The sequence below is a fragment of the Ruegeria sp. HKCCSP351 genome (genome assembly GCF_017872535.1).
Taxonomy (GTDB): domain Bacteria; phylum Pseudomonadota; class Alphaproteobacteria; order Rhodobacterales; family Rhodobacteraceae; genus Ruegeria.
In genome coordinates this window covers 307,526-333,995 of sequence record NZ_JAEDOV010000001.1, presented here as the reverse complement: position 1 = coordinate 333,995, position 26,470 = coordinate 307,526, and the positions used below count along the sequence as shown (strand labels likewise).

The window sequence follows — 26,470 nt, the reverse complement described above, 5'->3', positions numbered from 1 at the left end:
ATCATATTTACTACAAAGCCCCGCAGTTTCTGCGGGGCTTTTTCGCATGAACCGGGTCGCCGTTGGTTAACTTCAATGAAACAGTGCCCGCATGAACGAACAAAAACACCTCTCTCTCCGCGGGTGGACCGAGCTTTTGCTGCTTGGACTGATCTGGGGCGCCTCCTTTGTTTCCATCCGGGTCGCTCTGGACACACTTCCCGTGATGACGTCGGTTTTGCACCGCACATTCTGGGCCATGCTGGTCTTGTGGCTGGTGACTTGGATCGGGGGGGGGGGCAAGGTGCCAAGCGTGCCCCGAGTCTGGGGCGCTTTTCTGGTCATGGGGCTGTTGAACAACGTCATCCCCTTTAGCCTGATGGCTTGGGGGCAGCTGTACATTGACACGGGTCTGACGGCGATCCTGAACGCAGCAACTGCGATCTTCGGCGTTCTGATAGCAGCAGTGTTTTTTCGCGACGAACGATTGACAAAAAACCGGCTACTGGGTGTCTGCCTGGGCTTTCTTGGTGTCTCAATCGCGATCGGAGCGCAGAATTTCTTGAGTTTCAGCCTGCAAAGCACCGCTCAGCTTGCAGTGTTGGCCGGAACAGTTTCCTACGCATGCGCCGCGGCTTGGGCGAGGCAGACATTATCGCACCTTCCACCGGTGGTTGCCGCCGCCGGTATGCTGACGGCTTCGACAGTGCTGGTATTGCCAATAACACTAGCAGTTGATGGAGTACCCAGCTTGGCGTTACCCGCAATAACCTGGGCGGCCATCGGGTACTATGCGATCGTCGCAACGGCCGGCGCATATCTGCTTTACTATCGGGTTTTGGCAATGGCCGGCAGTGGCAATCTTATGCTGGTGACGCTTGTCATACCCCCGGTCGCTATAGTTCTGGGCGCATTGCTGCGCGAAGAGTCCCTGCCCCCTAACGCCTTTCTGGGCTTTGCCGTTCTGGCGATTGGCCTTTTGGTTCTGAATCGTTCGTCCCAGCCCAATTGACGCCGTGCGCTGCCCGATTTAGCTAGGGCAAAAAAGGACAGCGCAAAATGATCTACACCTCAGCCAATGACTGGCGCACCGCAAGCCGCAAGAAAGTGCTGTTCTTTGGCATGTCAGGATTGGGCAAGACCTACGTATCCAACATCCTCAGAGATTCCGGGAACTGGTTCCACTACTCGATCGATTACCGGATCGGAACACGCTATATGGGCGAGTACATTACCGACAATGCCAAGGCCGAGGCTATGAAAGTTCCGTTCTTGCGTGAACTGCTGTTGTCGGATTCGATCTATATCGGTTCGAATATTTCATTCGCCAACCTGACACCTGTTGCCGCTTATCTGGGCAAGCCGGGAAACCCCGATCTGGGTGGCTTGGACATGCCGGAATACCGCCGCAGGCAGGAACAGTTTCGCTTGGCCGAAATTCATGCGCTGCTGGACACCGAATACTTCATCGACCGCGCCGAACGTCTGTACAAATATCCTCACTTTATCTGCGATACGGGCGGATCCATCTGCGAGTGGGTAGATCCCGAGGACCCAAGAGATCAGGTTTTGTCTGAACTCGCGCGGCAAACCCTCATGATCTGGCTAAAGGGTGACGAGGGTCATACGGCCGATCTTGTGCGCCGTTTCGACAAGGCCCCAAAACCCATGTCTTATCAGGCCAATTTCCTGACCCGTTCCTGGACCGAGTATCTGGATCAACACGGCTGTGCAGAGGCCGAGGTCAACCCCGATGATTTTGTTCGCTGGACCTATGCGCAAGCCCTGGCCCATCGTCAGCCCCGGTACGAGGCGATGGCAAAGAACTGGGGCGTGACGATTGATGCCAACGACATCGGCAAGATCCGCGATGCGGCTGATTTCGATGAGTTGATCGAACGCACCCTTGAGGCCAGTCGCAATAACGCCTAACTACCAGTTTTCCCTAATCTCTTCGAAGTAAGACACATGCCCATCAAAATTCCCTCAGATCTGCCCGCCTATGATGTCCTGAACAAAGAGGGCGTTATGGTCATGTCCGAGGATCAGGCAATGCGTCAGGATATTCGCCCCCTGCGCATCGGGCTGCTGAACCTGATGCCGAAGAAGATTCAGACGGAAAACCAGTTTGCGCGCCTGATCGGCGCAACCCCGTTGCAGATCGAACTGTCTTTGATCCGTATGACGGAACACCAGACAAAAACCACCGCCGCCGAGCATATGTCCGAGTTCTATCAGCCTTTTCAGGAGGTCAAGGACCAAAAGTTCGACGGCCTGATCATTACTGGCGCACCGATCGAGCATCTGGAATTTTGTGACGTCACCTATTGGGATGAAATCAGCGAGATCTTTGACTGGACTCAGACAAACGTTCACTCAACCTTTGGCGTTTGTTGGGGCGGGATGGCGATGATCAACCATTTTCATGGTGTCCGAAAACACATGCTGGATGCCAAGGCCTTTGGCTGCTTCCGTCACCGCAATCTGAACCCTGCATCACCTTTCTTACGTGGGTTCTCTGACGATTGCGTTATCCCGGTCAGCCGCTGGACGGAAATGAAACAAGTTGAGATCGACGCTGCGCAGGGTTTGACGACCCTTCTGGGCAGCGACGATGTAGGCCCTTGTCTGGTCGAGGATCCCAGCCACCGCGCGCTGTATATCTTCAATCATTTTGAATATGACAGCGACACGCTGAAACAGGAGTATGACCGCGACGTCGCCAATGACACGCCCATCAACGTGCCGATCAACTATTATCCGGATGATGACCCATCCAAGACACCTCAAAACCGTTGGCGCAGCCACGCGCATCTTCTTTACGGGAACTGGATAAACGAAATCTATCAGACGACGCCTTTTGATATGAGCGAAATTGGCCGCTAAGAACTTGATATCCTTTGGCCTCATCATTCTGGGCCTTGCTGCTGTGACTGCGTGGCGCAGCGCCCGGAATGAAGCGCAGGCAGAAGCGGCTTTCCCACCCGAAGGCCAGATTCTTGATGTCGACGGGATCGCCGTTCATGCGGTTGTCATGGGGAAAGGGCTAGACGTGGTCCTTCTTCACGGCTCAAGCGGCAACACCCGCGACATGACTTTTGCGCTGGCACCCATTCTGGCTGAAAACTACCGCGTCATCGTTTTTGACCGGCCCGGCCTGGGATTTTCAGAAAGTTTCAACCCAGACGGTGAAACGATCACGGAACAAGCGGATATCCTGCAAAAAGCTGCTGCCCAGCTTGGGGCGGACAAGCCTATCGTGGCGGGCCAAAGCTATGGCGGTTCAGTGGCGCTTGCATGGGCGGTCACCAGGCCCGAGGATCTCTCGGCGCTTGTTCTGATCGCACCCGCTGCCATTCCGTGGGAAACGCCGCTGGATGGGTTTAACCAATTGGCGTCTACCTCGGTCGGCAACGCGCTCGCCCTGCCCCTGATCTCTTCATTCGTGCCCGATTGGTACGTGACACGGGCATTGGACAGTGTATTTGCGCCCCAATCGGCCCCTGCCGGATACGCTGATCATTTCGGGCCCGGCCTGACCATCCGTCGCAGTTCCATGCATGCAAATGCCAAGCAACGGGCCAACCTATTGGATGAGATAACCCAAATACAGCCGAGATACGGTGAGATTTCAGTGCCAACCGAAATCGTTCACGGCACCGCCGACGACACTGTCGGCCTTGAATGGCATTCCCAAAGTCTGATCCAGCAAATCCCGCAGGCCGAACTGGTCGCGTTACCGGGGATCGGTCACATGCCGCAGGTTGTCGCAGCGCCCGAGGTTGCTGCCGCAATTGATCGTGCAGCGCGGCGTGCAGGTTTGCGTTAATCCAAGCACTAATCCATAGTCGGATATGGGTTTTATCGCGAGGTGACAAATGGCCCGGACCGCAAAAGGTTCTATCGAGAAGTACTTTCAGGAAAGCGCGCCCAAAGCTGTGCGGGATGAGATCGAGAATTCGAAGAAAGGCGATATCCTGAATCCGACCTACCCGTATAGCGAGAAGATGAAGACCAAGGACTATGATGAGCAGATGGAACTGCTCCAGATCGAGCTGGTCAAAATGCAGTCTTGGGTCAAGGACACCGCCCAACGGATCGCCATCATCTTCGAAGGCCGCGATGCCGCCGGCAAGGGCGGAACGATCAAACGGTTTCGTGAAAATCTGAACCCACGCGGCGCGCGCAACGTGGCGCTCAGCAAACCCTCAGAGACTGAACGCAGTCAATGGTACTTCCAGCGCTACATCCCTCACCTGCCCGCCGCCGGGGAAATCGTTTTCTTTGACCGAAGTTGGTACAATCGCGGCGTGGTCGAGAACGTCTTTGGTTTCTGCACCCAGGAAGAGCGCGAGCGGTTCTTTCGTCAGGTTCTGCCGCTTGAAACGGGTCTGGTCAATGATGGCATCAAACTCTTCAAGTTCTGGCTCAATGTCGGGCGCGCTGAGCAACTGAACCGCTTTCTGGCCCGTGAAATCGACCCATTAAAGCAATGGAAACTCAGCCCAATTGACGTGGCTGGGTTAGACAAGTGGAACGAATACACACAGTCGATTTCGGAAACTCTGACCCGGTCACATTCAGACATATCTCCTTGGACAATTGTCCGGTCCGACGACAAGAAACGCGCCCGTCTTGCAGCAATCCAAACGGTCCTGCACACGCTGGACTATGATGAGAAGGACGCAAAAAGCATTGGCGACATTGATCCCCTGATCTGCGGTGGTCCGGATGTCTGGGAAGCGTAGGTTGCGTTTTCGCCCTGCCCGGCCAAGGCTTTCAAGGGCAAGTGTTGGACGACCGTGTGCATGTGGTCTATCCGCTTGTCTTCCAATACCTAATCAAAGAGCCTGAGGCCGGGATGTCGAAACGCGGTTATCATCACGGAAACCTAAAGCAAGCCCTGATCGAGGCAGCCTTGTCCCTGATCGAAGAAAAGGGGCCGACAGGTTTTACGTTATCTGAAGCCGCCAAAACCGCTGGCGTAACACCAGCCGCAGTCTATCGCCATTTTGAAGGGCGTGAAGACCTTATCGCCGAAGCTGCACGGCAAGGGTTCGAGATGTTCGCGGACCTGATGCAATACGCTTATGACAAGGGCCAACCCTCTGCCCTGACGGCCTTCGAGGCAACCGGGCGGGCCTATCTGGCTTTTGCCCGGAAGAACCCCGGCCATTACATTGCCATGTTCGAAAGCGGAATTTCGTTGAATCGCACCCCCGAGCTATCAATGGCCGCCAATCGGGCCAAATCCGTTCTTGAAAAAGCCGCCGACGACCTGTCGCAGCATATTCCACCTGAAAAACGCCCGCCCGCGTCGATGTTCAGCGCACATATCTGGGCGATGAGCCATGGCGTGGTCGAATTATACGCGCGCAATACCGGGGCGACGTCACCCTTCCCCCCGGAAGACCTACTGGAAAGCGGCATTGGTATCTACCTGCGCGGGCTGGGCCTGATCCCGCAGGACGATTGACACCTGTCAGAAAGTACGGCTGCTTTGCGGCAAGCTCAGCCCGGACGTTACGTTGATCAGGTTCATCTCGCCCATTCCCTTTATGTCAACGCCCCCCAGGTCCGAGACCTGAAACTCGTCAATCAGGGCGTATTTCATCTCTTCCGGCGCAACGATTTTCATAGGATTGGCGAAAATTTGCAGTCGGGACGCGATATTTACCGCCGGACCGAAAACGTCGTAGACGTATTTCTGAATACCCACGACAGACCCGACCGCGGCCCCCATACCCAAACCGATCCGAGCCTGCCATTTGTGGGGATGGCTTTCGTTACGGCGTTCGAGATAGCGCAGGAAACGTACCGCGCAATGGGCCACAGCAGTCGCGTGATCGGGTGTCGGGTCAGGCATGCCTGAGACCGCAAGATATGCGTCCCCAATCGTTTTGATCCTTTCACACCCGAATTGCTCAACGATCCTGTCAAACGCTGTGAAAATGTCGTTCAACTCGCTCAGGGTCACTGTCGGGTCGGTCTTGGCCGCGAAATCGGTGAAACCCACAAAGTCCAGCATGACCACGGACACCTGCTTGTAGAGCTGCGGAGTGACGACACCGAAGGTTTTGAACTCTTCATAAACAGCCCGTGGCATCAGGTTCAGAAGCAGGCGTTCCACCCGTTCTTTCTCGCGTTCCAGCTCTCGCGTGTTGCGTTCGACCATGGTGGAATAGCTGTCGATCATGCTTTCCAGCTCGCGAATGCGCGTGATGTTCTGGCATTCGACAATCAGAACCTGCTCGGACAGCCCTTTGGCCAACGAAACTGCGACTGCAAAGATCAACGTCCGCCGCTTTGGTTTGATCTGCAACTCAACCGAATATCTCAGGCCCGATTGCTTGACGTCTTCCAACTCTTTGGGATCAAGGGCGGGAAGAATGTCCGTAAGTGTACTGTCGTTCTCAGGGGTTCCAAACCACTCCGAAAACGGCCCGTTATGAAAAACGAACTGAAGATCCGAGGCGCGCACCACGGCAATGCCGACACCGATGGCGCGTAACAGCTGTTCGTTTATTGCATGAATGCTCATGCCGCGTTTCGGGCGACGATAATTGAACGCTTCCCTTCAATTGCGGCCAGCGCGGTTTTGATATCCTGATCGGACATACCATGCACGCTCAGCGCTTCGCCAAACAGCTCAGCCATCACATCAAATTCGTCATGTGAGATACTCAGATGCCTGTGTACGGCTTCGATCCTGTCATCACTGAATGACGCCGGTCCGCCTATCAGGGACGATACAAACTTCGTCTGATGATCAATCAGCCGCGGCATATCTATATCTTCAAAATAATGGCCGATGTCATCCGAATCCAACGCCATTTCATAGAAGGTCATCACGACACGGCTGATCGTTTTGAAGCCACCGTATTTATCATAAAGCGTTTGCGCCACACGAAAACCCAAGAGTTACCGAACAAAAACACTGTAATTCTATATCAAATGGACATTTTTGTTAATGTTTGTGGTATTTTTTTCGTTTTCCGGCTTAACGCGCGTTCATTTTAGGAAAAGCAAAAGTGTCCGGGAAGTACGATCCTGCGCTTTCGAAGACCCGGCGTGGTACACGAAACTAAGTTGTACACAGCCGAGACGCCGGGGCGGGTTTGGGCTTCTGTCCAAGGGGGTGATGGCGGAGAGACAGGGATTCGAACCCTGGAGACGGTTCCCCGCCTACACACTTTCCAGGCGTGCGCCTTCGACCACTCGGCCACCTCTCCGTGCCGGCGATGTTTGGACCAATGTCATAAGATTTGCAAGGCCCCAATTCGGTGAAATCACCGGAATGGATCAATTAAATCCGGTAGCCTTCCCGGAGGGGCAAACGACCAGAAACTCCCCCTTGAGCTTTCCGACTGGTCGTCATAATTCATCGCCAGCGTCAGGGTCCAGATCAGATTCGGTCAGTTCCACTGGCTCTCTTGTCGCCAATTCATCTACGTTCTGTTTGGACGCTGATCCAACCTCTTTGACCTTGTTCGAGGTCGGCAATGCTTCGGGATTGCGCAGCCAGATATCACGCTGTGCAAAGGGTACTTCGATGCCTGCTTCTAGGAAGCGTCGGTTGATTTCGTGGTTCATGTCGGATTTGACGGACAGAACCCAGTTCACATCCCTCAAGATCGCCCTGATTTCAAAATCCAACGCATCCGCCCCAAATCCTTGGAAAACCACACTGGGCGCCGGGTTGGCCAGCACCATCGGGTGGTTGTTTGCAACCTCACCCAGAATAGTCTCGACCAGACGCGTATCTGTACCGTAGGCAACGCCGACCGGAACAATCACCCTGCCGATAGTATTGCCACGGGTGTAGTTCGTGACGACGCCGCTGATCAGGTCCGAGTTCGGGATGATCACATCCGATCTGTCGAACGTCTCGATACGGGTCGAGCGGACGGAAATGTCACGTACGTAGCCCATCATCCCGTTCACATCGATCCAGTCACCCTTGGAAATTGGCCGTTCGACCAGAAGGATGATACCGGACACGAAATTGGACACAATCGTTTGCAGGCCAAAGCCAATACCGACAGACAGTGCACCTGCAACAATTGCCAGCGACGACAGATCAAACCCCGCGACCATGATCGCAGCCAGCGCGGCCAGAAATATTCCGATATACCCAGAGCCAGCGACAATCGCGTTCTGCCCGCCCGGATCGATACTGGTTTTGGGCAACAGCGAGTTGCGCAACCCGCTTTGCAACAACCGTGTCAGCGTATATCCGATTGCGAAAACAGCGATAAACGTCAGGAAATTGCTGGGCGAGATCGTGACACCGCCAATGTCAAAGCCAAGCAACAGACGTGACCATACTTCAAGCAGGTCGGTTTCGCGCGCACCCCAGTAAATCGCCAAAACAGGCAGCGCGAGGATGGCGAGTGCAAAGCCCACCAGGACCGAAAAAAGAGAGTCGCGCGCAGCGTCGCCCTGCCCTGTGATCCATCCGTATATCTGACTGACGAACCGTTGGAAAATTGCCAGAGCGGCAATCAGAACCAGCGTTTTTACCGCCGGAAACACGATCGCTTCGGCCGCATTAGTGTAGCCGACAAGTGCCAGTACGGGTGTTGCGATCCCCAGCAGGAACATGGCCTTGCGCAGGAATTCCACCATTTGGCTGAATCCGGCCGCCCTTGTGGACGCCGTTTGATCAAGCAGTTGGTCGTTCGTCCGGATTTGGCGCACACGGAGCAAAAGCAAAGCCGTTCCGACGATCACGGGGAAACTGATGACCGCACGGGTCGCGTCCGAGACGTTTTCGATCTGCTGGAACAGAAGCGCCAATTCATGCAGGATCAGCATCAAAGCCAACAGATCGATGTAGATGCGCAACTCGGTGATCCGCGCGGCAGACAGCCGCTTGAACCCCTGCGAAGCACCAATCACGTAAATCTGTCGGCCGATCCAGTCGTAGAATAAGGCGATTGCCGCCCAATACGGGATATTTTCCAGCAACAAACTGCCGCGCAGGCCCGGAATGCCCGATAGGCTGATCGCCGTAATGGCGGCAACGACACCAATCCAGGGCAACAGGATCCGCAGCAGCGAAATGATGAAGGACCAGGCACCTGTCCCGGCTCCACCCAGCAATCTTAGATAGTCGCCGCCCTTCTCTGACCAACGCTTGCCAAAGATCAGCAGAACTGCCGCGAGGATCACTAAAAACAGAATGCCCAAACCGCGATCACGGATGCGTTCTTTGACAACGTCCGATCGCAGGTTGGCAAATATTTCATTCGCCAGGCTCAAAAGCGCTTCTTTTACATCCTGCCACGCAGGTCCCCAATATACGGGGTTGATCGGCGACGGACCGCGTTGGAAAAACTCCTTCGTTTGCCGTTTCCGGATAATCTGGTCGATTTCACTGATCAATCCGTTTGCGCGGCTATACGCTTCTTCGGAAATGATGCGAGGCACGCGCAAACTGTTGAGCTGATCATTAAGATGAGTTCGCAATTTAGCGATATCTTCAGGTTCGGTCGCGTCCCCTTCGGGTTTCGGACCAAGCGCCTTGATCTGGCTTTCCAGCGTTGCGATACGATCCGTATTGGCGCTGCGCGCCTTGTTAAAGTCCTCTCGGTAACCGTTTATTTCAGAACGTAAATTCTCAAACGCAGCGTTTGACGCACGGTTTGCTTCGATCACCGACTCGGCACGGTCCGCCGTTTTTATCCAGCCCCGGTAATACTCGCTTTGCCTGTCGGTCAGCTGCGCAACAGCACCGCCTGCGAACCCGACAAGACACAGAAAAACCAGTGTCAGAAACAGGCGAGCCTGCTTAGGCATCACACGTCCTCGAAAACGCCGGGAATGCTGCGCGGTGCACCGGTCATCCAATTCGGTACCGGTAGGTCTTTTTCGCGCAGAAAGTCCGGGTTGAACAATTTGGACTGATACCGTGTGCCATAGTCGCAAAGGACGGTCACAATCGTGTGGCCCGGCCCCATTTCCTTGGCCAGACGCACAGCGCCCGCCATGTTGATTGCGGTCGACCCGCCCATAACCAGCCCCTCTTCGCGGAGCAGGTCAAAGATGTAAGGCAGTGCCTCGGTGTCAGTAATTTGATAGGAATGATCCGGCGTGAACCCTTCGAGATTTTTTGTTATCCGCACCTGTCCGATACCTTCGGCAATCGAACCTCCCTCCATCGCGATTTCACCGGTGGTATAGTAAGAGTAGAGACCCGCCCCCATGGGATCGGCCAAACCGATTTTCACACCCTTGGGCTGCAGCGCTTCGGCAACCCCGGCCAACGTACCACCCGACCCGACAGCACAGATAAACCCGTCGACCTTACCATCTGTTTGTTCCCAGATTTCGGGTCCTGTGGTTTCAACATGGGCCTGCCGGTTCGCCACGTTGTCAAACTGATTGGCCCAGATCGCCCCATTGGGTTCGGTCTGCGCCAATTTCTCGGCCAAACGCCGGGAATAATGCACAAAATTGTTGGGGTTACGATAAGGTGCGGCCGGAACTTGAACCAGTTGTGCACCGGCCAGCCGCAGCATGTCTTTCTTTTCTTCCGACTGGGTTTCCGGGATCACAATCACGGTCTTGAACCCCATTGACGCACCCACCAGCGCCAGGCCAATACCGGTATTGCCTGCGGTGCCTTCCACAATGGTGCCGCCGGGCTTCAAATCGCCCCGCGCGACTGCGTCACGGATAATATAGAGTGCTGCACGATCCTTGACGGATTGGCCGGGGTTCATGAATTCGGCTTTGCCGAGAATATCGCAACCAGTTTCTTCACTGATGCGGCGCAGCCGGATCAGCGGTGTTTTTCCTACTGCGTCAGCAAGATCTCGTGCAATGCGCATGATGGCCCCTTGTCGTTTTGTACCATCGAAGATTTACAGCCGCACCGCCGCGACCACAAGCGGGATAGTCACCCGCGCAATCTGTCCCGGTGGCGGGCCAGCCAATAAGCCAGAGACACTAATTGTAGATCCTTGAAAACATGGCGATCCGTCATGTCTATGAACTCTTCGAACGGCAGGATTTGACTGCGGATGTCTTCACCTTCTGTGTCCAGGCCACCGGTGATTGTGGTGTGCGTCAACTCACCCAGACCAACATAAAGATACATGAACCCGGTGGAAGATCCGCTCGAGGTGTAGGCACCGCCAGCATATTCCAGCCTGTCAAAACGAATACCCGCCTCCTCCATCGCCTCTCGATGCGCGGCCTGTTCGGGTGTCTCGCCCGGATCAATCATCCCGGCCACCGCTTCCCAAAGCCAGGGTTCCGGATCGTTGTTCAGAAAAACCGGTGGTCTGAACTGTTCCACGATCAAAACGGTATCGCGGACCGGATCATAGGGCAGAACGCCGACCGCACTGCCCTGCAACAAACTTCCACGGCGCAGAACCGGACCCATGCTGCCGTCATGCCGCCGGTGTTGCAGATCGATTTCCTCCATCCCGAAGTAATCAAGATACACCCGGTCATGGCGATGCACGATCACGTCTTTTGCAATGTCCCGCGGATCACCGGTTCGCCGCTGCCCGGCCATGATCTTTGACCAGGCGCGCGTTTGCGTGGCGCGAACACTGCGGGCCATGACCCGGGGATCGACCTTCCCGAAATAGGCCATCTCTTCCTCAGCGGCGAGCGTTGTAAGTTCGCCCAATCTGTCCGCCCAGTCCTGAAACGACCACAAATCACCCGGTCTCCAAGCATCGGGGGCAGGAAAAAAGACCTGAGCTTGGGCCTCGGTCCCGTCTTCCAATTCGACCTTCAGAGACTTCAGATCATAGTCGAAAGACCCTTCGTAATAATCCAGCCTAGCCAGATTCAAAGACGACAATTCCTGCACCAGTAAACCTTCAGCACTGGCACCTTCCAATTCCACGATCATTGGGAAATCCTGCCCCTGAACAGAATGGACAGCATGGCCTCGAAGTTGGGCGGGCCGCGCTTTGGTTTCGCTCAGAGGATGGCCAAGAACGCGTTCCAACAACGGCAAGTGTCGCAGCGTTCCATAAAAGAACAAATCAGACAAATTCGATCTCTCTTGTCAGTAACGGATCAGCGCCACGACCGGCTGGCCTGTTCTGTGGCCAGCCCCGAGACAACAGCCCCAATTAGGAATGCAATCAGGATTTCCGGGTAAATCAGAAGCTTACCGTACTCAATCCCGATCTTGAAAATGGCCAGGATGGCCTCAAATGGGCCACCGTAACGGTTGCGCATGGCAAGCCGGAACATTTCGTAACAGCCCTGCACGAACAACGCCCAGAATATCAGCGAGGCGACACCAGTCAGGCCGTTATTGATCCCAGCAGTCCAGCCGCGCCCTGCACGCTTGCCCATGATGCCCCACCCGCAAACCGCACCAAGGCCCATGTTAACCAGGGTAAAGTACCCGTAATCCTTACCTTCTTCGCCGTTCTCGATAATCATGCCAGAGACAATGAATGCCAGCACGATGAGGCAAACGGCGGCTACAAGACGCGAGGCAGTGGGCATGTTACGGTCCGTCAGTTAACTTGCTTTGCTACGGTGATCTGTGTCACATCGCAATTGCGCGTGTCAAAGGCTGCGCCACAGGCAGTCAAATAATAATTCCACATGCGGCGAAAACGCTCATCAAAGCCCAGGTCTGCGATCTGTTCCCATTTTGCATTGAACGTCTCATACCACCGCCGCAGCGTCAGGTCGTAACTTTTGCCGAATTCTTTCGACTTCACCACATTCAAACCCGCCAGATTGATCTGCTGCCGTAGGATCGTGGGCGACGGAAGCATTCCACCCGGAAATATGTATTTCTGAATGAAATCAACACCGTTCTTGTAATAATCCCAGCGGTGGTCACCTACCGTTATGATTTGCAAGGTCGCTTGCGCCCCCGGCTTCAGCCGTTCGCGAACGGTTTCAAAATAAACCGGCCAGTATTTTTGACCGACCGCCTCGAACATCTCGATAGAGGCGATGCCATCATATTGCCCACGCTCGTCGCGATAGTCTTGCAACTTGAACTTCACTTTATCAGAAAGTCCTGCTTTTTCAATGCGTTCATTGGCAAACTTGAACTGCTCCTCACTAATCGTAAGGCCGGTTACATGCAAACCCCGCTCTTTCGCGGCATATTCGGCAAAACCGCCCCAACCGCATCCGATTTCCAGTATGTGGTCGCCGGGTTTGGCCCCCATTTCATCGACAAGGCTGGCGTATTTCGCAGTTTGCGCCTTCTCAAGACTTTCTTGCCCGGTTTCAAAGATAGCGCTGGAATAAGTCATCGTGTCATCCAGCCACAAACCGTAGAAGTCATTGCCCAGATCATAGTGGTACGAGATATTCTTTTTCGCCTGCGTCCGGTTATTGCGATGAAGCCAGAACCGCAGCCGTTCATAGGCCTGAACAAGGAACTTCCCAGTAAACCCGTCATAGACGGTCTCGGACCCCAGATGGACAAGATCCATAAATGAGCGCAGATCAGGCGTGCTCCAGCCGCCCTCAAGATACGCATCAGAAAACCCCAGCTCGCCTTCGCGGATCAGACGGGCAAAAACATCTCCGTCGTGGATATCGATCTGAGCAACAGGCCCTGCCTTGGGTCCCTCTGCGCGAAAGATGCGACCATCTGGCAATGTTATGTCCAGTCGCCCCGACTCCATTCTGGTCAGCATCTTGAAGACCTGGGCGAAATACCTGGGCAGATCCGACTGCCCCTCTGTCGTCGTCAGCACCATCCGCTCTCCCCTCTGCGGCACAGGTCTCAGGCTAGGCCGCGATTCTGTTTCTGGCAAGTTTTCAGTTCCTTAGTGAGATTTTCGGCTTTCATACGCACGCAAGGCGCGGTTTCGTCCATCCGCCAGTTTCCCGACAGGCTCGGGATAACCCGCCTGCGGACACAGGTTCCATGACCGGGGAACCGCAGCGAAATAGGAAAGTGCAACGTCACTGGGTTTCGTCTGGCCTTCGGCGATCCAGCGCCGCAGGTAAGACCCCTGCGGATCAAACTTTTCGGCCTGCGTTTCGGGGTTGAAAATACGAAAGAAGGGCGACGCATCGGGGCCTGATCCCGCAACCCACTGCCAGCCCATGGCGTTACAGGCTGGGTCCCAGTCAATCAGGCAATCCTCGAACCAGTTCATCCCGATTTTCCAGTGTGTCATCAGATGCTTGGTCAGGTAACTGGCAACAATCATCCGGGCCCGGTTATGCATACGGCCTGTCACATACATCTGCCGCAGGCCAGCATCGACGACAGGAATTCCGGTTCGGGCTCGCCTCCAGGCGGCAACTTCAGGGTGGTGCGGATCGATATTCCAAGGGAAATCATCCCATTCCGCTTTCCAGTTATCGGTCAGCAGATGCGGTGAGTGATACATCAGGTGATAGGCAAACTCACGCCAGACCAACTGGCGCAGAAATGCCTCAGCGCCGGGGGTTCCCGTCATCGCAGCCTGTTGAACCCTGTGCCAGACAGTACGTGGCCCGATCTCGCCCAATGAAAGGTATTCTGACAGGTTTGATGTTCCGTCCAGATCCAACCGGTCACGGTCATTGGAATAACGGGGGATTTGGTCGAGAAAGTGCTCAAGTCGATCGCGGGCGGCCTGCTCGCCGGGTTGAACATGGGGGCGCACGATTGCAGCACCTCGGTTCATGCCTGCACCCATCTGCCAGGTGCTCAGTTTATCACTGGAAGGCCAGGTTGCGGGCGCTGCCAAGCGTGACACCAATGCATCCGGCGTTGGCACGTCCCGCCGCTGAACCGCGCGCCACATAGGGCTGTAGACACGAAACGGCTGGCCCTGCTTTGTTGCTACCGTCCAGGGCTCAAAAAGCAAATGACCGGGAAAGGACTTTGCGCCTACACCCAGTTCGGTCAGTGCCGTTTTGATCTGTGTATCGCGTCTGATCGCTGCTGGATCATAGGCCCGCGACCAATAAACAGCCTTGGCACCGGTTTCTTTGACAAGTGTCTGCAACTGCTCAAGCGCATCGCCACGCCGCAGGATCAGACGGCTACTCAGCCTCTTCAGAGCATCGCTAAAGATCTCCAGACCCAACTCCAACCGCCATTTCGGAGCCGCGCCAAGGTGTTGCACTAGAGGGTCATGAACAAAGAATGGTATTATTGGGCGGCCGCTTGCGACAGCTGCAGTCAATGCCGGATGGTCCGACAGGCGCAGATCCCGTCGGAACCATAAGATGATTGGAGACCGCTCGAATTCCATTTCCGCCCTGTTGTTTTCTTTATTCTACGAATCCAGGCGGAAACTGGATCACAAAACGCGTTCAAGCGCCTCCAAAAGCTGATCAATCTCCTGCTGCGAGGTGTAATGCGTAAAGCTGACCCGCAAAACGCCCTGTGCCGGATCTACTCCCATCGCCTTCAAGGGGCGCACAGCATAAAAGTCGCCGCCTCCGGCCATAACGCCGTATTGCGCCAGTTCCGCTGCAACAGGTTCAGCCGGGCGGTTCAACGACAGCGCAACGGTCGGCGCGCGTCGGGTGGCGTCTGATGTGCCGATCAGACGCACCGCATTGCGATCCTTTACCGCATCCAGAACAGGTTGCAGTAAGGACACCTCGTGTGCGCGCATCAGATCATGAGCAAAGGCACCCTGCTCTGCCGCGCCCACGTCAGGCCCGCCGTGATGAGCACACAGGAGCTCGACGTAATCGGCCATACCTGCACTTGCAGCAATCTGTGCATGATCCGGGCCCGCCGGGGTAAAGCGTTTATACAGAACATCAGCGTTGAAATAATGCGCTTGGTTGGGCAGTAACTCTCCCAGTGTTCGGCGAATGACCATGCACCCCTGATGCGGGCCGTAGGTTTTATAGGCCGAAAACAGGTAGATATCCGGCCCCAGATCACCAACGTTCGGAAACCCATGCGGGGCGTAAGATACGCCGTCCACGCAGACAAATGCGCCGGCCGCGTGGGCAATCGCAGTGATCTCGGTGACCGGGTTAATCTCTCCCACCACATTGGAACAATGCGGGAAACAGACCAGACGCACTTTTTCGTCCAACATGTTTTCCAGATCCTGTGGGTTCAGTGATCCGGTTTCCGGATCGATCTGCCACTCCCTCACCTCAATCCCTGCCTCGGCGAGACGACGCCAAGGGCCCGAATTTGCCTCGTGATCCTGATTAGTCACGACAATCGCCTCACCCGGTTTCATCCACTGCCGGAATGCCTGCGCCAAAACATAGGTATTCTGTGTTGTCGAAGGGCCAAAGCTCAACTCATCAGTTTCAACACCCAGGATGGCGGCCATGCGCGCACGTGCCTCATCCATCTCGGCACCTGCAAGACGGCTTGCTTCATACGGGGCGTAGGGCTGAACCTTTCGTTGCGTATAGAACCGCGTCAACCGGTCGATCACCGGCTTGCAGGTATAAGACCCGCCAGCGTTCTCAAAAAACGCCTGTCCTTTCAGGCTGGGTTCGGAAAAAGCCGGAAACTGTGCCCGAACGAAATCGATATCCAGAGAGCTCATGCCTCATTGCTCCTTAGTTGTGCTGTCATATCAACAAGATGCCCGCTCATGTTTCCGGACATCTCAGAAATCATGGCAGGTCTTCCAGCCCAGCCTGTGCTTGCGTCACGGACTGACGAAACACCGGGCAGCCCTTCACTGCAGAAGGACAACGCTACTTAGACAGCGCCATCCGCGACCGTCAAGCTGAAGCAAAAGAAAAAGCCCCGGCGGGGCTGCCGGGGCTGAATTTCTAACACTCTGGGCCAGGTCTCGTTCGGGCCTCAACCCTGAACTTTGGTATATGTCCCCTCGCCTGCAAGAATACCACGGAAACCGCCGGGCTCATCCAGACCAAAGACGATCAGAGGCAGGTTGTTGTCACGCGCCAGCGCAATGGCCGACGCATCCATGACCCGCAACCGCTTGGCCAGAACGTCGTCATAGGTGACCGTGTCATAACGCACCGCGTCGGCATGTTGTTTGGGGTCCTTGTCATAAACGCCGTCGACACCGTTCTTGCCCATGAAAATCGCCTCACACGCCATTTCATTGGCGCGCAAGGTCGCTGCAGTGTCGGTGGTGAAATACGGGTTGCCAGTTCCGGCCGCAAAGATGCAAACCCTTTTCTTTTCAAGGTGCCGCACGGCACGACGGCGAATATACGGCTCGCACACCTCATCCATCCGAATGGCCGAGATAACCCGCGTGAACACCCCAATCTCTTCCAGGGCTGACTGCATACCCAGTGCGTTCATCACCGTAGCCAACATCCCCATATAGTCTGCTGTCGTCCGCTCCATACCCTGGGCAGACCCGCTCAGGCCGCGGAAAATGTTTCCGCCACCGATAACCATACAAATCTCAACACCCAGATCGTGAACCGATTTCACCTCTTGCGCGATGCGCTGAACGGTTGGCGGGTGCAGGCCAAAGCCTTGATCCCCCATCAATGCCTCGCCTGAAATCTTCAACATGACACGTTTGTATGTGGTTTTCGGGGTTTCGGAAGTTTCAGAAGACGGGGAAAGGCTCATGTTGCGCTCCGGGCTGGCACGGGGTTAATTTCCGGCGCAAAATGAAGCAAAAGCTCCGCAGGTTCAATGCGGTTGGTGAGGATTGAGGCAACCGCATATGACCCGGCGATCAACAGACGCATTATTTCGGCAATTGCCCCCTATTCCCGATGACAAACCTGTCTTGATTGCAGGGCCGACGGCATCCGGGAAATCAGCGCTGGCGCTGGAGATCGCCGAACGCCATGGCGGGGTCATCGTCAATGCCGATGCAAGTCAGGTTTATGATTGTTGGCGCGTGATTTCGGCCCGACCATCTGCCGAAGAAGAAGCACGCGCACCGCATCTGCTCTATGGTCACATCGCCTATGATCAGGAGTATTCAGCCGGTCACTGGCTGCGAGAAGTGGTGCCACTGCTGACCGGGGGCCAGCGGCCAATCATTGTCGGCGGGACAGGATTGTATTTCTCGGCCCTGACCGAAGGCATGGCCGAGATCCCCGCAACTCCGGTGCAGGTGCGGGCCGAAGCAGACTTGCTGACCGTTGCCGAGCTTGTCGCCGGGGTTGACGAACAGACTTTGGCTGGCCTGGATACGCAGAACCGCGCGCGCGTGCAGCGCGCTTGGGAAGTGCAGCGTGCCACGGGGCGCAGCCTGTTATCTTGGCAGGCCGATACGCCACCGCCAATTTTACGGCTCAATGATGCGGTTCCTATCGTTTTTGACGTCGACAAAGCGTGGCTTCTGGATCGGATCGAGCGCCGTTTTAATCAGATGCTTGAACTGGGTGCAATTGACGAAGTGAGCGCGATGCGGGATCGTTTCGACCCCGTTCTTCCCGCCTGCAAAGCCATTGGCGTGCCAGAACTTATGGCCTATCTGGATGGAATGATGACGTTGGATCAGGCCCGTGAACGGGCCACAATCTCGACCCGGCAATTTGCCAAACGTCAACGCACATGGTTCCGGGCCAGAATGAAAACATGGAATCACGTCGATTTCTCAAAGTGATATCTGGTGTTGTTCATTCCTCTGGATTTGATAGCGAAAGCAATTTGATCAACAGATAAAGAAGAAGTTTCTCGTCTTTTATCAGTAATTTGACATCGAAATTCCGCAAGAGGCTCCCCCTGCGGTGTGTCACATAGGAACATCCCCACCGAAATATCAACAATGCGCTAACGTCGCTTTTGTGCATTTTATGTCGATTCCGAACGTTGACGTTGAGTGATTTCTGGTGCCGAATGGCGGCATGGGGATGCACAGAGTCCAAAAACCGGAATCCTTCTTTCTTGCGACCGGACAAGCCCGCGTCGGTTAGAACAAGAACAAATCAACAAAATCAATGTCACAGGGAGACATTTATGACCAATACGGCAATCACCAACGACAAGGTGCACTGGGCGGCCGAGATGCACGCGCAGGAATACCGTGACGGCAAGCTTAGCCGCCGGGAATTTCTGGTCCGTGCGACGGCGCTGGGTGTCGCGGTACCGACGGCCTATGGTTTGATCGGTCTGCAATCGCCTGCGGCGGCACAAGAGCCGCAGCGCGGCGGTACCATTCGCTACCAGATGGAAGTGCGCGCGCTCAAAGATCCGCGAACTTATGACTGGACGCAAATTGCCACTTTCACAGCAGGCTGGCTGGAGTACCTCGTCGAATACAACAACGACGGCTCGTTCAAGCCGATGCTGCTGGAAAGCTGGGAAGCCAATGACGACGCCACTGAATACACATTGAACGTTCGCAAGGGCGTAAAGTGGAACAACGGCGACGATTTCACAGCCGAAGACGTGGCCCGCAACATTGCAGGATGGTGTGACGCTGGTCTGGAAGGTAACTCGATGGCATCGCGTATGGCGTCGCTTATCGACGAAAGCACTCAGCAAGCTGCGGACGGTGCAATCACTGTGGTTGACTCCCATACTGTCAAACTGAAGTGCAACGCGCCTGACATCACGATCATCCCGGGTATGGCGGACTATCCCGCCGCAATCGTTCATAGCAGCTTCGATGCGAACGACATGCTTTCAAACCCCGTCGGCACGGGCTTCATGCTGCCTGACAGCCATGAAGTTGGTGTCAAAGGTGTGCTGGTGCGCAACGAAGGTTTCGACTGGTGGGGATATGAGGCTGGCAAAGGCGGCTATATCGACCGCATCGAGTTCATCGACTACGGCACTGACCCGGCTGCATTCCTTGCAGCTTATGAGGCCGAAGAGATCGACATGAACTGGGAATCTGTTGGCGAATTCGTCGACATCTTTGACGGCATTGGGCTTGTGCGCTCGGAAATCCCGTCAGGCTTCACCATCGTTATCCGCCCGAACCAGTTGGCCGAAGACGAAAACGGCAACAAGATCTACGGCGACAAGCGCGTTCGTCAGGCTTTGGCCATGGCGGTCGACAACGAAGTGTGCCTGGAGCTGGGCATGTCGGGCTACGGCATTCCGGCTGACAACTGCCACGTCGGACCGATGCACCCTGAACATGACTCGGCCGTGACTCGTATCCCGTATGATCCTGCCGGGGCGAAAGCCCTGATGGACGAAGCGGGTATGGGTGATTTTGAGCACGAAGTGCAATCAATCGACGATGACTGGCGCCGTAACACCACGGCCGCGGTTGTAGCGCAGCTGAACGACGCGGGAATCAAGGCCAAGCATACAGTTCTGCCGGGGTCGACCTTCTGGAACGACTGGACGAAATACGCCTTCTCGTCGACGAACTGGAACCACCGCCCATTGGGCACTCAGGTTCTGGCACTGGCCTATAAATCGGGAGTCGCGTGGAACGAATCCGGTTTTGCCAATGCAGAGTTTGATGCGTTGCTGGCCGAGGCGAACTCGATCGCAGATGTCGACAAACGTCGTGAAGTGATGGCCAAACTGCAGGGGATCATGATCGACGAAGGTGTCACGATCCAGCCTTATTGGCGGACAGCGATGCGCCATCACCGCGACAATTTGGTGGGTGTCGAAAAGCATATCGCAGACCTGCCGCAGCTTTATAAGTTCGGCTTTACGTCCTGAGCGAAAAAGCAAAAGGCCGCGCCACCCTGGCGCGGCCTCTTCGTCCTGAACGCGACGAACAAATAATAACAGCTAAGCGTGGCGTTCCTTGAAACCCGCGCTAGCCGACCCACAGGGGCAAATATGGGACTTTTCATTCTAAGGCGCGTTGGCATCATGCTGTTGACGGCATTGTGTCTGACTTTCCTGGTTTTCTTCTTAACCAACCTCTATCCGAACCTCGAGAAACTGGCGAAAACGCAGGGCAACTTTCGGATGTCGGATGAACAGGTTGAGAGCTACCTGAGCAAAAATGGTTACCTCCAATCCACTCCGATAAAATACGGCGAATGGCTGGGTGTCCTGCCCTCTTATCGGTACACGAATGAAGACGGAACCGTTCAGGGAAGATGCATTCTGCCGGGCAAAACCGCCGAAGAATCTCCGAATTTCTGCGGAATCCTGCAAGGGTATTGGGGCTATTCGACTGTCTTCAAGGAAGAGGTTTCCACCGTTGTTGGGAACCGGTTGGCTCTGACTGGTCGTCTGATGCTCTGGGTCATGTTGCTGATGGTTCCGTCCGCGTTGATCCTTGGTGTTTTGGCAGGAATGAAAGAAGGATCTGCCACTGACAGGACGTTATCGACCTTCGCCATCACAACGACGGCGACGCCGGAATATGTCTCGGGCGTGATCTTTATCGCCATCTTCACCTCATCCGCAGTTGGTTTGAAGTGGTTCAAAGGCACGGCCACGCAAGCGATGGAGAACCCGACCTTTGAGAACTTCTTCCTGCCGGTCCTGACTATTGCACTTTATGGGATGGGCTATATTGCCCGAATGACTCGCGCTTCGATGACCGAAGTGATGACCGCCCAATATATCCGGACAGCGCGTCTGAAAGGTGTGTCCTTCCCCAATATCGTCATGAAACATGCGTTGCGTAACGCGCTGATCGCACCCTTCACCGTCATCATGCTGCAGTTCCCCTGGCTGCTGAATGGCGTGGTGATCGTCGAGACCCTGTTCAACTACAAGGGCTTCGGCTGGGCGCTGGTTCAGGCCGCGGGCAATAACGACATTCAGCTGTTGCTGGCGATTTCGGTCGTTTCGGTCTTTGTGGTGCTGGTGACCCAGCTGATTTCGGATATCGGCTATGTCTACCTCAACCCGCGCATCCGCATTTCATAAGGAGGGTTAGATCATGGAACCACTTACCTGGACCGGCTCTATCGCCTTCCTGAACCCGCTTTTTGCCCTTGGCCTTGCGCTAATGGTCTTATCCATTGCCGTCTGGATGCTGGCCAGCATCGTGCTGCCCGAAGACCAGATGACGGTGAACCCGGACGGTACGTTGAGCTCAAGCTCGGGCCTGCGGACACTGATACAACTTGCACTGCGCTACAGTTTCTTGGCCAGTGTCGGAATCGCACTCGCCTATATCGTGCTGGGCGTTGTGATGGGCACCAGCGCCGGGATTATTGGCGCCATGTCCCAGCAGTTCTTGCCTGTATGGGTGTCGTTGATCATCCTTTATGCCATGTCGATCGCTTTCAAACGCAAGCTTGGCCTCTACGGCAAACTGTTTGACAGTCCCATCGGCATGATCGGCTTTGGCCTTGTAATGTTCTGGGTTTTCACCGGAGTATTCGGCGCGATGGATTTGATCGTCACGCATGACCCGCTGTCACAGGTTTCGGGCATGAAGAACAAAGTGCCAGGTACGCCACTTTCCAATCTAGAGGACGGTCAATACGCCTGGTATCTGCTGGGTGGCGACAATCTGGCCCGCGATGTGTTCAGCCGCATGGTCAAAGGGGCATGGATTGTTGTTCAGATCGCCCCGCTTGCCACGATGTTTGCCTTCATGGTTGGCATCACGTTGGGCCTTCCGGCAGGCTATTATGGTGGTCGGCTGGATACTTTGCTGTCGTTCCTTGCGAACCTGATTCTGGCCTTCCCGGTGATCTTGCTGTTCTATCTGCTGGTCACGCCCGAGATCGTTGCGACCGGGGTACCGAATTACATGGCGGCCGTCTTGTTCGTATTCCCGATCATCTTCCTCGGTGTGCTGCTGAACTCACGATATTATACCAGACCGAACTTCCGAACACCGCTGTTGATCGGAGTTTTAGGGGTAGCGGGTTGGTTCTACTTGTCTCTGATTTCGACCGGTGGCTACATCATTAATACCGACGCCTATCGTATCTGGGGTCTGCCGACCTATCTGGATCTGTTCGATATCCCCGGCGGTATTCTGGTGGTCTTCGTCTCGGTGGTCTTTGTGAACTCGCCCACCGTTTTCCGCATCGTGCGCGGACTGGCGCTGGACATCAAAACACGGGACTACGTGGCGGCAGCACAAACCCGTGGCGAAGGTCCGTGGTACATCATGTTGTGGGAAATCCTACCCAACGCGCGCGGCCCGCTGATCGTCGATTTCTGTCTGCGTATTGGCTATACCACCATCCTACTGGGAACCTTAGGTTTCTTTGGTTTGGGCCTGCCACCTGAAAGCCCTGACTGGGGGTCGACGATCAACGAGGGGCGCAAGCTTTTGTCGATCTACCTGCACCCTGCTCTGCCACCCGCGCTGGCCTTGTTGACGCTGGTTCTGGGTCTGAACCTGCTGGCCGACGGGTTGCGCGAAGAAAGTCTGAAAGACTGATGTGAAAGCGACCGGGGGGCCAGCCCCCCGGACCCCCCGAGATATTTTTAGCCAGATGAAGAGGATCCCCTCGATCTGGTGAGGAGATACAAGATGAGCAAGATGGCGGATTATGACGGCCCGATCCTGGAGATCGACAAGCTGTCGATTTCCTTCTTTACCCGCCTGCGGGAAATTCCGGCCGTGATGGATTTCTCTGTCAGCGTGCAACCCGGTGAAGCTGTTGGTCTGGTCGGTGAATCCGGCTGCGGTAAGTCCACGGTGGCGTTGGGTGTCATGCAGGACCTTGGCAAAAACGGTCGCATCGTTGGCGGTACAATCAAGTTCAAGGGTCGTGATCTGGCGGAAATGAGTTCAGATGAATTGCGAGACATACGCGGCAATGAGATCGCGATGATCTATCAGGAACCGATGGCCTCGCTGAACCCGGCGATGAAGATCGGCAAGCAGCTGATGGAAGTGCCCATGATTCACGAGGGCGTCAGCGCGGAAGAAGCGTATTCGCGCGCGCTGGAAGTTGTCACCGATGTGCGCCTGCCGGACCCCGAACGAATGCTCAACTCGTTCCCGCACCAGCTGTCAGGCGGTCAGCAACAGCGGATCGTGATCGCAATGGCACTGATGTCAAAACCGGCGCTTCTGATCCTTGATGAACCAACGACGGCACTTGATGTGACGGTTGAGGCTGCGGTGGTCGAACTTGTGAAGGATCTGGGCAAGAAATACGGCACTTCGATGCTGTTCATTTCGCACAACCTTGGGCTGGTTCTGGAAACCTGCGACCGGCTTTGCGTGATGTATTCGGGTGAGGCAGTCGAGCGCGGCTCGATCAAGGATGTGTTTGACGAGATGCAGCATCCTTACACGCAGGCCCTGTTCCGGTCGATCCCGCTGCCGGGGGCCGACAAGAATTCGCGCCCGCTGGTGGCTATACCGGGGAACTTTCCCCTACCCCATGAGCGGCCCCCTGGTTGTAACTTTGGCCCGCGCTGCGACTATTTCGAAGAGGGTCGCTGTGACGCCAAGGACATCCTGATGGAGGCGGTGCCCGGAAATGACCGGCACCATACCCGTTGCCTGAAATTCAAAGAGATTGACTGGAACGCACCAATCACGGTGGGTGATCAGAAAGCGAAAGGTGAGATCGGCAGAGTCGTTCTGAAGATGGACAACCTCAAGAAATACTATGAGGTTGCAGCTAATGCCCTGTTCGGTGGTGGCGAAAAGAAGGTTGTGAAAGCAAACGAAACGCTCAGTTTCGAGGCGCATGAATCCGAGACATTGGCCATCGTGGGCGAATCCGGTTGCGGCAAATCCACCTTTGCCAAAGTTCTCATGGGTCTTGAGACGGCCACGGACGGGCAGATTCTGCTGGACAACCGCAATATCGAACAGGTGCCCATAGAAGAGCGCGACGCAAAGACCGTTGGTGAAGTTCAGATGGTGTTTCAGAACCCGTTCGACACGCTGAACCCGTCGATGACCGTCGGGCGCCAGATCATCCGGGCATTGGAAATCTTCGGTGTTGGCAATTCTGAGGCCGAGCGCAAGAAGCGGATGCTGGAACTGCTGGATCTGGTGAAGCTGCCGCGCGCCTTTGCTGACCGGATGCCGCGTCAGCTGTCAGGTGGCCAGAAGCAGCGCGTAGGTATCGCGCGTGCCTTTGCTGGCGATGCGCGCATCGTGGTCGCCGACGAGCCCGTATCGGCGCTGGATGTTTCGGTGCAAGCTGCGGTGACCGACCTGCTGATGGAAATTCAGCGCGAGCACAAAACCACGTTGCTGTTCATCAGCCATGACCTTTCCATCGTGCGATACCTCAGCGACCGTGTGATGGTAATGTATTTGGGACACGTGGTCGAGCTGGGCACAACTGATCAGGTTTTTGCACCCCCCTACCACCCTTATACCGAAGCGCTGCTGAGTGCTGTTCCCATCGCCGATACATCGGTCGAAAAGCAGCACATCGTTCTGGAGGGTGATATTCCTTCGGCCATGAACCCACCACCGGGATGCCCGTTCCAGACACGGTGTCGCTGGAAATCCGAAGTGCCAGATGGGCGCTGTGAGTCGCATGTGCCGCCTGTGCAGACATTGGCCGAGGGGCATCAGGTGAAGTGCCACTTGTCCGAAGAGGTGCTGGCACGGATGCAACCCGTAATCAAAGTCGCGGCCGAATAGGTTTGCGGATCTTCATTGGAAAGGGCCGGTCGTTGACCGGCCCTTTCTGTGAGCGCCGCGTGTCACGAGGAGACTGGCGACGCATGTGAGTGGTGGTTCCCAAAAAGTTCAGCCAGTCATGACATTGTTGCCGAAATGCATAAACTCCTGGTTCATACCAGCAATCTCTCCGGCCTCCAGTTTCAGGCTGGCACTGTCAAGCATCTGATAGCTTTGCTGCCCCTTTACCCACTCGTCTGCTGATTGCAGCGTGGTCAGCGTGTAAGACGTGACTTCGTTCAGGTAATGAGTTGGGATAGTGATCTTGGGCTTTAGCTTGGCCACGATGTCATTACCCTGATCGAAGCTCAGAATATGTTGCGACCCGTCTACCGGTAGGGTCAGAACATCGACCTGTCCGACGGCGTCCCAAAACTCCTGCGGCGGGTTATGGCGATTGTCACCCCAGATCAGCGTACGAATGCCACCTGTTTCCACCAGATAGACCACCATATCCATATGACCCACATTGTTCGGCGGACAGGCTTCGACCCCAAATTCGGCCAGTGCATTTGTCCAGTTGTACCAGCCCGGCGCCACGCAGGCATGTTTATCTGCAAAACCAGTGATCTTGATATCGGCGAACTCGAAATTGCCCACCATCCTGTCCAGCACCATGGTCGAACTTGGGCGTTCGATCGCGTCGTGATCGAAATGCGCGTGGGTCGACAGGGTAATGTCTACCGGGATCTGGGGGAACTCATTGCGGAACCAAAGCCCCCACGCGCCCGACGGGTCATCACGCCAGGGGTCGAACAGGACCGTTGCGCCGTTGGGCGAGGTGATCTTGATGGCGCAATGACCATAATAATCGATACCGACAATTCCGGCACTGGCCTGCCCCGTCGATCCCTGCAGGTCGATCACATGGTTATTGTTCCCTGGTTGCAACCACGCCTGCGATTGCGCCTCGACCGGTTTCGCGCCCAGCACTGAAGCTGTCGCGCCAACACCGGCGGCACCTGCCGCCATGAAAAACGACCGCCGAGACAACCCCGGTGCCAGATGATCCCTGTCCCCTTTCAGGATGGTCGGTTTCAGATCCTTGCGATCCATATCTATGTACCTCTCTGTTGGACGTGCGCCGTTTTTCGGCACCTCATCCCAGAGGGTAA

The 26,470-nt window shown here is 55.5% G+C and carries 22 protein-coding genes and 1 tRNA gene; 11 read left to right on the top strand and 12 right to left on the bottom strand.

Annotated features, from left to right (window positions below; genetic code table 11):
• Positions 1-91 precede the first annotated feature (91 nt).
• The 6 genes from I9182_RS01610 to I9182_RS01585 all read left to right on the top strand — a co-directional run bounded on the left by I9182_RS01610 (position 92) and on the right by I9182_RS01585 (position 5,455).
• Positions 92-991: a DMT family transporter gene (locus tag I9182_RS01610; protein WP_209596063.1), complete on the top strand. Its 900-nt coding sequence runs from the start codon at positions 92-94 to the stop codon at positions 989-991.
• Positions 992-1,038: 47 nt separating this feature from the next.
• On the top strand, positions 1,039-1,911 hold the full coding sequence (locus I9182_RS01605) for an ATPase (protein WP_209596061.1): 873 nt from the start codon (positions 1,039-1,041) through the stop codon (positions 1,909-1,911).
• Between the two features lie 36 nt (positions 1,912-1,947).
• On the top strand, positions 1,948-2,865 hold the full coding sequence (gene metA / locus I9182_RS01600) for a homoserine O-succinyltransferase (RefSeq protein ID WP_209596059.1): 918 nt from the start codon (positions 1,948-1,950) through the stop codon (positions 2,863-2,865).
• Complete coding sequence (locus I9182_RS01595; RefSeq protein ID WP_209596057.1) at positions 2,855-3,808, top strand: alpha/beta hydrolase; 954 nt, start codon at positions 2,855-2,857, stop codon at positions 3,806-3,808. The genes metA and I9182_RS01595 overlap by 11 nt, the downstream gene beginning before the upstream one ends.
• A gap of 49 nt (positions 3,809-3,857) precedes the next feature.
• Complete coding sequence (ppk2, locus tag I9182_RS01590; RefSeq protein WP_209596055.1) at positions 3,858-4,727, top strand: polyphosphate kinase 2; 870 nt, start codon at positions 3,858-3,860, stop codon at positions 4,725-4,727.
• Between the two features lie 113 nt (positions 4,728-4,840).
• Positions 4,841-5,455, top strand: coding sequence for a TetR/AcrR family transcriptional regulator (locus I9182_RS01585; RefSeq protein WP_209596708.1), 615 nt, complete (start codon positions 4,841-4,843; stop codon positions 5,453-5,455).
• A gap of 6 nt (positions 5,456-5,461) precedes the next feature.
• Here the strand turns inward: I9182_RS01585 and I9182_RS01580 are convergent, their stop codons facing one another.
• The 11 genes from I9182_RS01580 to pyrH form a co-directional block, all read right to left on the bottom strand.
• On the bottom strand, positions 5,462-6,520 hold the full coding sequence (locus I9182_RS01580; RefSeq protein ID WP_209596053.1) for an adenylate/guanylate cyclase domain-containing protein: 1,059 nt from the start codon (positions 6,518-6,520) through the stop codon (positions 5,462-5,464).
• Positions 6,517-6,897, bottom strand: a complete 381-nt coding sequence (locus I9182_RS01575; RefSeq protein WP_245222458.1) for a group 1 truncated hemoglobin — start codon at positions 6,895-6,897, stop codon at positions 6,517-6,519. Before I9182_RS01575 ends, I9182_RS01580 begins: the two co-directional genes overlap by 4 nt.
• Positions 6,898-7,121: 224 nt before the next feature.
• Positions 7,122-7,211, bottom strand: a tRNA-Ser gene (locus tag I9182_RS01570).
• Between the two features lie 142 nt (positions 7,212-7,353).
• Positions 7,354-9,780 carry a DUF3772 domain-containing protein gene (locus I9182_RS01565; RefSeq protein WP_209596051.1) on the bottom strand — a complete coding sequence of 809 codons (2,427 nt, stop codon included), beginning with the start codon at positions 9,778-9,780 and terminating at the stop codon, positions 7,354-7,356.
• Positions 9,780-10,814 (bottom strand): cysteine synthase A, encoded by a 1,035-nt coding sequence (locus I9182_RS01560; RefSeq protein ID WP_209596049.1) that lies wholly within the window; start codon positions 10,812-10,814, stop codon positions 9,780-9,782. The genes I9182_RS01565 and I9182_RS01560 overlap by 1 nt, the downstream gene beginning before the upstream one ends.
• A 68-nt stretch (positions 10,815-10,882) precedes the next feature.
• The gene (locus I9182_RS01555) at positions 10,883-11,998 is read right to left on the bottom strand and encodes an NUDIX domain-containing protein (protein ID WP_209596047.1); all 1,116 of its coding nucleotides are present in this window, start codon (positions 11,996-11,998) and stop codon (positions 10,883-10,885) included.
• A gap of 26 nt (positions 11,999-12,024) precedes the next feature.
• A complete protein-coding gene (locus I9182_RS01550) occupies positions 12,025-12,465 on the bottom strand; it encodes a TrgA family protein (RefSeq protein ID WP_209504107.1) in 441 nt (146 codons plus the stop codon).
• 11 nt (positions 12,466-12,476) lie between these two features.
• Complete coding sequence (locus I9182_RS01545) at positions 12,477-13,688, bottom strand: cyclopropane-fatty-acyl-phospholipid synthase family protein (RefSeq protein WP_209596045.1); 1,212 nt, start codon at positions 13,686-13,688, stop codon at positions 12,477-12,479.
• Positions 13,689-13,757: 69 nt separating this feature from the next.
• Positions 13,758-15,182 carry a deoxyribodipyrimidine photo-lyase gene (locus tag I9182_RS01540; protein WP_209596043.1) on the bottom strand — a complete coding sequence of 475 codons (1,425 nt, stop codon included), beginning with the start codon at positions 15,180-15,182 and terminating at the stop codon, positions 13,758-13,760.
• Between the two features lie 48 nt (positions 15,183-15,230).
• Positions 15,231-16,457, bottom strand: a complete 1,227-nt coding sequence (locus I9182_RS01535; RefSeq protein WP_209596041.1) for an aminotransferase class V-fold PLP-dependent enzyme — start codon at positions 16,455-16,457, stop codon at positions 15,231-15,233.
• Positions 16,458-16,720: 263 nt separating this feature from the next.
• The gene (gene pyrH / locus I9182_RS01530; protein ID WP_209596040.1) at positions 16,721-17,473 is read right to left on the bottom strand and encodes a UMP kinase; all 753 of its coding nucleotides are present in this window, start codon (positions 17,471-17,473) and stop codon (positions 16,721-16,723) included.
• 97 nt (positions 17,474-17,570) lie between these two features.
• Between pyrH and miaA the strand changes: the two genes are divergently transcribed.
• The 5 genes from miaA to I9182_RS01505 all read left to right on the top strand — a co-directional run bounded on the left by miaA (position 17,571) and on the right by I9182_RS01505 (position 25,316).
• Positions 17,571-18,464 carry a tRNA (adenosine(37)-N6)-dimethylallyltransferase MiaA gene (gene miaA / locus I9182_RS01525; RefSeq protein ID WP_209596038.1) on the top strand — a complete coding sequence of 298 codons (894 nt, stop codon included), beginning with the start codon at positions 17,571-17,573 and terminating at the stop codon, positions 18,462-18,464.
• A 353-nt stretch (positions 18,465-18,817) separates the two neighbouring features.
• Positions 18,818-20,488 carry an ABC transporter substrate-binding protein gene (locus tag I9182_RS01520; RefSeq protein WP_209504112.1) on the top strand — a complete coding sequence of 557 codons (1,671 nt, stop codon included), beginning with the start codon at positions 18,818-18,820 and terminating at the stop codon, positions 20,486-20,488.
• A gap of 123 nt (positions 20,489-20,611) precedes the next feature.
• Positions 20,612-21,658 carry an ABC transporter permease gene (locus tag I9182_RS01515; RefSeq protein ID WP_209504113.1) on the top strand — a complete coding sequence of 349 codons (1,047 nt, stop codon included), beginning with the start codon at positions 20,612-20,614 and terminating at the stop codon, positions 21,656-21,658.
• 13 nt (positions 21,659-21,671) lie between these two features.
• Positions 21,672-23,135: an ABC transporter permease gene (locus I9182_RS01510; protein WP_209596036.1), complete on the top strand. Its 1,464-nt coding sequence runs from the start codon at positions 21,672-21,674 to the stop codon at positions 23,133-23,135.
• A gap of 93 nt (positions 23,136-23,228) precedes the next feature.
• Positions 23,229-25,316, top strand: a complete 2,088-nt coding sequence (locus I9182_RS01505) for an ABC transporter ATP-binding protein (RefSeq protein WP_209504115.1) — start codon at positions 23,229-23,231, stop codon at positions 25,314-25,316.
• Positions 25,317-25,424: 108 nt separating this feature from the next.
• Here the strand turns inward: I9182_RS01505 and I9182_RS01500 are convergent, their stop codons facing one another.
• Positions 25,425-26,411, bottom strand: coding sequence for an MBL fold metallo-hydrolase (locus I9182_RS01500; RefSeq protein WP_209596034.1), 987 nt, complete (start codon positions 26,409-26,411; stop codon positions 25,425-25,427).
• Positions 26,412-26,470: the final 59 nt, after the last annotated feature.

Excerpts from the sequence above, each read along its gene's own strand:
- I9182_RS01610 (WP_209596063.1), top strand. The coding sequence starts at position 92 with ATGAACGAACAAAAACACCTCTCTCTCCGCGGGTGGACCGAGCTTTTG.
- I9182_RS01605 (WP_209596061.1), top strand. The coding sequence starts at position 1,039 with ATGATCTACACCTCAGCCAATGACTGGCGCACCGCAAGCCGCAAGAAA.
- metA (WP_209596059.1), top strand. The coding sequence starts at position 1,948 with ATGCCCATCAAAATTCCCTCAGATCTGCCCGCCTATGATGTCCTGAAC.
- ppk2 (WP_209596055.1), top strand. The coding sequence starts at position 3,858 with ATGGCCCGGACCGCAAAAGGTTCTATCGAGAAGTACTTTCAGGAAAGC.
- I9182_RS01585 (WP_209596708.1), top strand. The coding sequence starts at position 4,841 with ATGTCGAAACGCGGTTATCATCACGGAAACCTAAAGCAAGCCCTGATC.
- I9182_RS01580 (WP_209596053.1), bottom strand. The coding sequence starts at position 6,520 with ATGAGCATTCATGCAATAAACGAACAGCTGTTACGCGCCATCGGTGTC.
- I9182_RS01565 (WP_209596051.1), bottom strand. The coding sequence starts at position 9,780 with ATGCCTAAGCAGGCTCGCCTGTTTCTGACACTGGTTTTTCTGTGTCTT.
- I9182_RS01560 (WP_209596049.1), bottom strand. The coding sequence starts at position 10,814 with ATGCGCATTGCACGAGATCTTGCTGACGCAGTAGGAAAAACACCGCTG.
- I9182_RS01550 (WP_209504107.1), bottom strand. The coding sequence starts at position 12,465 with ATGCCCACTGCCTCGCGTCTTGTAGCCGCCGTTTGCCTCATCGTGCTG.
- I9182_RS01545 (WP_209596045.1), bottom strand. The coding sequence starts at position 13,688 with ATGGTGCTGACGACGACAGAGGGGCAGTCGGATCTGCCCAGGTATTTC.
- I9182_RS01540 (WP_209596043.1), bottom strand. The coding sequence starts at position 15,182 with ATGGAATTCGAGCGGTCTCCAATCATCTTATGGTTCCGACGGGATCTG.
- I9182_RS01535 (WP_209596041.1), bottom strand. The coding sequence starts at position 16,457 with ATGAGCTCTCTGGATATCGATTTCGTTCGGGCACAGTTTCCGGCTTTT.
- pyrH (WP_209596040.1), bottom strand. The coding sequence starts at position 17,473 with ATGAGCCTTTCCCCGTCTTCTGAAACTTCCGAAACCCCGAAAACCACA.
- miaA (WP_209596038.1), top strand. The coding sequence starts at position 17,571 with ATGACCCGGCGATCAACAGACGCATTATTTCGGCAATTGCCCCCTATT.
- I9182_RS01520 (WP_209504112.1), top strand. The coding sequence starts at position 18,818 with ATGACCAATACGGCAATCACCAACGACAAGGTGCACTGGGCGGCCGAG.
- I9182_RS01515 (WP_209504113.1), top strand. The coding sequence starts at position 20,612 with ATGGGACTTTTCATTCTAAGGCGCGTTGGCATCATGCTGTTGACGGCA.
- I9182_RS01510 (WP_209596036.1), top strand. The coding sequence starts at position 21,672 with ATGGAACCACTTACCTGGACCGGCTCTATCGCCTTCCTGAACCCGCTT.
- I9182_RS01505 (WP_209504115.1), top strand. The coding sequence starts at position 23,229 with ATGAGCAAGATGGCGGATTATGACGGCCCGATCCTGGAGATCGACAAG.
- I9182_RS01500 (WP_209596034.1), bottom strand. The coding sequence starts at position 26,411 with ATGGATCGCAAGGATCTGAAACCGACCATCCTGAAAGGGGACAGGGAT.